This window comes from Arsukibacterium sp., from assembly GCF_033722355.1.
Classification (GTDB): Bacteria; Pseudomonadota; Gammaproteobacteria; order Enterobacterales; family Alteromonadaceae; genus Alishewanella.
This window is the reverse complement of sequence record NZ_JAWVZF010000164.1, coordinates 1-6,047: the sequence shown is the minus strand read 5'-3', so window position 1 is coordinate 6,047 and position 6,047 is coordinate 1. Positions and strand designations below refer to the sequence as shown.

At 50.4% G+C, this 6,047-nt stretch carries 5 protein-coding genes; 3 read left to right on the top strand and 2 right to left on the bottom strand.

Annotation, left to right across the window (positions count from 1 at the left end):
- Positions 1–502: LptF/LptG family permease (locus tag R3177_RS12480; protein WP_318971358.1), on the bottom strand; the 502-nt coding region annotated here is incomplete at its 3' end.
- 227 nt (positions 503–729) lie between these two features.
- Between R3177_RS12480 and pepA the strand changes: the two genes are divergently transcribed.
- Genes pepA through R3177_RS12465 form a run of 3 tightly spaced genes read left to right on the top strand, consistent with a single transcriptional unit; the run spans position 730 to position 5,573 of the window.
- Complete coding sequence (pepA, locus tag R3177_RS12475) at positions 730–2,238, top strand: leucyl aminopeptidase (RefSeq protein WP_318971357.1); 1,509 nt, start codon at positions 730–732, stop codon at positions 2,236–2,238.
- Entirely contained in the window at positions 2,238–2,687 is a 450-nt protein-coding gene (locus tag R3177_RS12470) for a DNA polymerase III subunit chi (RefSeq protein ID WP_318971356.1), read from the top strand. Before pepA ends, R3177_RS12470 begins: the two co-directional genes overlap by 1 nt.
- Positions 2,688–2,702: 15 nt before the next feature.
- On the top strand, positions 2,703–5,573 hold the full coding sequence (locus R3177_RS12465) for a valine--tRNA ligase (protein WP_318971355.1): 2,871 nt from the start codon (positions 2,703–2,705) through the stop codon (positions 5,571–5,573).
- 131 nt (positions 5,574–5,704) lie between these two features.
- On the opposite strand, the gene R3177_RS12460 is transcribed toward R3177_RS12465, so the two are convergent.
- Positions 5,705–6,047 (bottom strand): THxN family PEP-CTERM protein (locus R3177_RS12460; protein WP_318971354.1); only part of this gene is annotated, 343 nt, incomplete at its 5' end.

Here is a 6,047-nt window from a genome sequence, read left to right as displayed (position 1 = left end):
CGGAACGGCTGATATCCTGCACAAAAATAACGGCCTGCTCATTGGCGGTATGCTGAAAACGACCGGGTACCAGTGAAAACAAGCCGACATTACTGTCTGCTTTTTCCAGTAACTGATATTCGCGCTCGGTGGCCCATGGGCTCAGATAAAGCGTAACGCTACCGGCCAGAATGGCCATGACTACCGACAGAAGCAGTGTCAGCCGGGTAACATACCACTCGCTGACGCCGGTTGCATGTAATACCGTCATTTCACTGTCGGCATATACCCGGCCATAAGCCACCAGAATACCTAAAAAGGCACTTAATGGCAGAATAATAACTGCCAGCTGAGGCAACTTCAGGGCAACGATACTCATTACCAGCTGGCCCGGTAAATCGCCTTCAGAAGCGTCAGCGAGAATTTTGACAAAGCGCTGGCTGATAATAATGCTGGTCAGAATAACAAAGACAGCTAATTGGGCCCGGAATACCTCCCCAATCAGATAGCGAAAAATAATCAAAAATGCCCCCTAAAACCTGTCTTTTTGCTGGAAACCTGGCAATTTTTAAGTAAACTTGATATTTATAGCAATTATTATCAGGCAAAGTACCGGGAAAACCGAGCTTTTTTCTCAATTCACGGTAGAATTCAGCCATGTCATCAGCTGGCGCTTTAGCACAATGGCAATTGTTAACGGCTATTTGTTAATGGCTATAGTAGCACAGTCTCTTAGAATCAGGAGTAAGTATGGAGTTCAGCGTTAAAAGCGGAAGTCCGGAAAAACAACGCAGCGCATGTATTGTTGTTGGCGTGTACGAGCCACGTCGTCTTTCCGCAGTCGCAGAGCAACTGGATAAAATCAGTGAAGGTTATATCAGCAATTTATTACGCCGTGGCGACTTAGAAGGTAAGCCGGGGCAGATGCTGCTGTTGCACCATGTTCCCAATGTGCTTAGCGAGCGGGTATTACTGGTTGGTTGTGGTAAAGAACGCGAGTTAGACGAGCGTCAGTACCGGCAGATCATCGCCAAAACCATCAGCACCCTGAACGAAACTGGTTCGATGGAAGCGGTGTGCTTTTTATCTGAACTGCATGTAAAAAGCCGCGATACCTACTGGAAAGTGCGCCATGCAGTGGAAACCACCCAGGACTGCCTGTATGTGTTTGACCGCTTAAAAAGTAAAAAAGACGAAACCCGCCGGCCGCTGCGCAAAATTGTATTTAATGTGCCTACCCGCCGTGATTTAACCATCGGCGAGCGCGCGGTAGAGCAAGGTCTGGCAATTGCCGCAGGCATAAAACAATGTAAAGACGTTGGCAATATGCCGCCTAACATCTGCACCCCGGCTTACCTGGCCGAACAGGCGCAGGCACTGGTTGAGTTATCAGATAAGATCAGCGTGGAAGTGCTTGGAGCGGAAGAGCTGGCCAGCCACGGCATGAATTCTTACCTGGCGGTGGGCCGTGGTTCTGTTAACGGCCCGAAAATGTCGGTAATTAAATACAATGGCGCTGGCAATGACAGCGCGCCGATCGTGCTGATTGGTAAAGGCCTGACCTTCGATTCGGGCGGTATCAGCTTAAAACCGGGCGATGGCATGGACGAAATGAAATACGACATGTGCGGTGCCGCCTCAGTGCTGGGCACCATGCATTCGGTTATCGCCCTGGGCTTACCGGTTAACCTGGTGGCCATTCTGGCCGCAGCGGAAAATATGCCCGATGCCAACGCTTACCGGCCGGGCGATATATTAACCACCATGTCAGGCCAGACCGTTGAAGTATTAAATACTGACGCCGAGGGCCGCTTAGTACTTTGCGATGCGCTGACTTATGCCGAGCGCTTTGACCCGGAGCTGGTGATTGATGTCGCCACCTTAACCGGAGCCTGTGTCATTGCCCTGGGTAAGCATGCTTCAGGCCTGCTGAGTAACCATAACCCGCTGGCCCACGAAATTCTGAATGCGTCAGAACAAAGTGGTGACCGTGCCTGGCGCCTGCCCTTATGGGATGATTATCAGGAGCAACTGGAAAGCCCCTTTGCCGATTTCAGTAATTTAGGTGGCCGCGCTGCCGGCACTATTACTGCAGCCTGCTTTTTGTCGCGCTTTACCCGCAAATATAACTGGGCACACCTGGATATTGCCGGTACTGCCTGGCGCAGTGGTGGCAAAGATAAAGGGTCAACCGGCCGGCCGGTGGCGCTGTTAACCCAGTTTTTAATAAACCGGGCTGGTCACAACCAGGATCACTGATGGCCGTTACCTTTTATGTGCTGGCTGACAGCCAGCAGACACCTGCAAATGAGCTGAGCGAACCGCCAGCTCATTTTGCTTTAGCATGCAAGCTGTGTGCTGACTTTTACCGCGCTAATCAGCGGGTTTTTGTTTATACTGCCAGCCAGCAGGATGCTGAGTTAATCGATCAGTTGTTGTGGCAGTTTGATGCCGACAGTTTTGTACCGCACAACCTCAGTGGTGAAGGTCCGGCCCGCGGTGCACCGGTTGAAATAAGCTGGCAACCACCAAAGCAAAGCCGCCAGATACTCATTAATCTGGCGCCGGAAATCCCCGCTTTCGCTGGTCGGTTTGCCGACATTATCGAATTTGTTCCGGTTGAGGCCGCTGCCAAGGCGCAGGCCCGGGAACGTTATAAGCAATATCGTCAGTCGGGAATTACCCCTGCAACTATCAACGCCGACTGAACAACAGGTACTCTCATGGAAAAAACATTTAATCCCAGTCAGTTAGAACAAGCCATGTACAGCGCATGGGAAAGCAAAGGCTATTTTAAACCAGCCGGAGACACCGGTAATGGCAGTTACTGCATTATGATCCCACCGCCAAATGTGACCGGCAGCCTGCATATGGGCCATGCTTTTCAGCAAACCATTATGGATGCTATGACCCGCTACCAGCGGATGCGCGGCAAAAATACCTTATGGCAGGTGGGCAGCGACCATGCCGGTATCGCAACCCAGATGGTCGTTGAGCGACAACTGGCCGCGGCCGGTTTACCTGGCAGGCATGAGCTGGGCCGGGAAGCCTTTATCGAAAAAGTCTGGGACTGGAAAGCCGAATCCGGTGGCACTATAACAGCGCAAATGCGTCGCCTCGGCAACTCAGTTGACTGGGACAGAGAACGTTTTACCATGGATGAGGGCTTATCTGAGGCGGTGCAGGAAGTGTTTGTCCGGTTGTATCAGGACGACTTAATTTACCGCGGTAAACGTCTGGTAAACTGGGATCCGAAACTGCATACCGCCATCTCAGATCTGGAAGTAGAGAATAAAGAGCAGCAGGGCCATATGTGGCATTTGCGCTACCCGTTGGCTGATGGTGCCCAAACCAAAGACGGTAAAGATTATCTGGTGGTCGCCACCACCCGGCCTGAGACGATGCTCGGTGACACTGCTGTAGCAGTAAACCCGGACGATGAGCGTTATCAGGCACTGATTGGCAAAGAGGTACTACTGCCTTTGGTCAACCGGCGTATTCCGGTTATCAGTGATGAACATGCTGATAAAGACAAGGGTACCGGTTGCGTTAAAATTACCCCGGCGCATGATTTTAACGATTACGAAGTCGGTAAACGTCATCATCTGCCAATGATCAATATCCTGACCCAGGATGCGACGATTCGCAGCGACGGCGAATGCTTTCACAGCACCGGTGAACTTAACCCGGCAATGACTGCTGCTATTCCTGAAGCCTATCAGGGGCTGGACCGCTATGCAGCGCGCAAAGCGGTTGTCGCGGCATTTGATGAGGCCGGTTTATTAGAAAAAGTCGACAATTTAACCAATACCCTGCCCTATGGCGATCGCAGTGGCGTGGTCATTGAACCTTTGCTGACTGATCAATGGTACGTGCGGGTCGCGCCACTGGCCAAAACGGCTGTTGAAGCAGTGGAAACCGGTCAAATCGAATTTGTACCAAAACAATATGAAAACATGTATTTCAGCTGGATGCGGGACATTCAGGACTGGTGTATTTCGCGGCAGCTGTGGTGGGGGCACCGCATTCCGGCCTGGTACGATAACGACGGCAAGGTCTATGTTGGTCGCACCGAGCAGGAAGTTCGAAACCAGTATCAGCTGGCAGCTGATCTGGTGCTGCGTCAGGATGATGATGTGCTTGATACCTGGTTCAGCTCAGCATTGTGGACTTTCTCCACGCTGGGCTGGCCACAGCAGACGGATGATTTAAAAACCTTTCATCCAACCGATGTTCTGGTAACCGGTTTTGACATTATTTTCTTCTGGGTCGCCCGGATGATTATGATGACCATGCATTTTATCAAAGATGATGCCGGCAAGCCGCAGGTACCCTTTAAAACGGTTTATGTGACCGGCCTTATCAGGGATGAGAACGGCGATAAAATGTCAAAATCCAAGGGCAATGTGATTGACCCGCTGGATATGATTGACGGCATCAGTCTGCCTGATTTACTGGCCAAAAGAACCAGTAATTTAATGCAGCCGCAACTGGCGGAGAAAATAGCGAAACAAACAGCGCAGCAATTCCCCGACGGTATTGCCGCCAGTGGCACAGACGCCGTGCGGTTTACCCTGGCGTCACTGGCGTCTACCGGTCGCGATATCAACTGGGATATGAAGCGCTTAGAAGGCTATCGCAATTTCTGCAACAAATTGTGGAATGCCAGCCGCTATGTGCTGATGAATACCGAAGAGAAAGACTGCGGGTTTGGCACTGAAACAAAACAATTATCGCTGGCTGATAAATGGATCTTGGCGCAATACCAGCAAACGGTAAAACAGGTTAATCAGTATATTGAAAGTTACCGTTTCGACCTGGCGGCGGCGACGTTATATGAATTCACCTGGAACCAGTTCTGCGACTGGTATTTAGAACTGACTAAGCCGGTATTGTTTAAAGGCAGCGAGACAGAGCAGCGCGGCACCCGGCATACTCTGGTAACAGTCCTGGAAAGCCTGCTGCGTTTAATGCATCCGATAATGCCGTTTATTACCGAAACCATCTGGCAGTCGGTTAAACCCCTGGCGGCATCAGCCACTGATAGCAGTAAAGCAGACAGCATCATGCTGCAGCCTTATCCCCAGTTCGACGCGAGCTTGGCAGATGATACCGCTATGGCCGATCTGGAATGGCTTAAGGCAATCATTACCGCCATCCGCAATATCCGTGGCGAGATGAATATTGCGCCAAGCAAACCTCTCACCGTGCTGTTACGCAATTTAAATACTGAAGAGCAACGCCGTTTAAACCAGAACCAGAACTTTTTAATGGTAATGGCAAAGCTGGACAGCATTACTGTACTAGATAGCGATGAGAAGGCGCCGGCCAGTGCCACTCAACTGGTCGGTAATATGGATGTACTGATCCCAATGGCGGGCTTAATTGATCAAGAAGCAGAATTAAGCCGGATTAATAAACAACTGGAGAAAACGCAGCAGGAACTCTCGCGGGTAACTGGCAAACTGAATAATCCGGGGTTTGTCGCCAAAGCGCCAGAGGCGGTACTGGCAAAAGAGCGGGCCAAACAAAGCGAGCTTGAACAGGCTCTAGTTAAGCTGCAATCACAGCAGGCTGAGATCGCTGCGCTTTAGGTCAGCCCTGACCTGACGTTGTTATAGGCAACCTAGCGGCTTGTCTTTATTACATTGGAGTCCACAGATAAAAAAACCGGAGCAGGCTCCGGTTTTTTTAATTCACGTCAGGCACTAAACCTGAACATAAATTATTTTTTATCAGAACGAGGACGGCCAAAGGCGCTTAAGCCTAACAATCCTAAACCAAACATCGCTAAGGTGGCTGGCTCAGGAATATTTACCGGCCGGGTGGTGATAAAGAAACCAAACTGCGCTGGAGTAAAAGCTTTCTCCGGGGTCGTAAAACCTAAACAACCATTAGCCACCCCTGCCCTGGCGCATGTTGCATTCGGTAATGGCGTTAAGTTACCTGACAACTCGACAATACTCAGAAAATAGGTAAAACCGTTATAGACAAACTCGCTGTTTAAGGCACCAAACTGAATAATGAATATATCGTCGCATACGGTTGCTGATGGGAAATTACAAGGG

What these genes read in the sequence shown, in the direction of transcription:
- pepA (WP_318971357.1), top strand. Translation starts at nt 730, where the DNA reads ATGGAGTTCAGCGTTAAAAGCGGAAGTCCGGAAAAACAACGCAGCGCA.
- R3177_RS12470 (WP_318971356.1), top strand. Translation starts at nt 2,238, where the DNA reads ATGGCCGTTACCTTTTATGTGCTGGCTGACAGCCAGCAGACACCTGCA.
- R3177_RS12465 (WP_318971355.1), top strand. Translation starts at nt 2,703, where the DNA reads ATGGAAAAAACATTTAATCCCAGTCAGTTAGAACAAGCCATGTACAGC.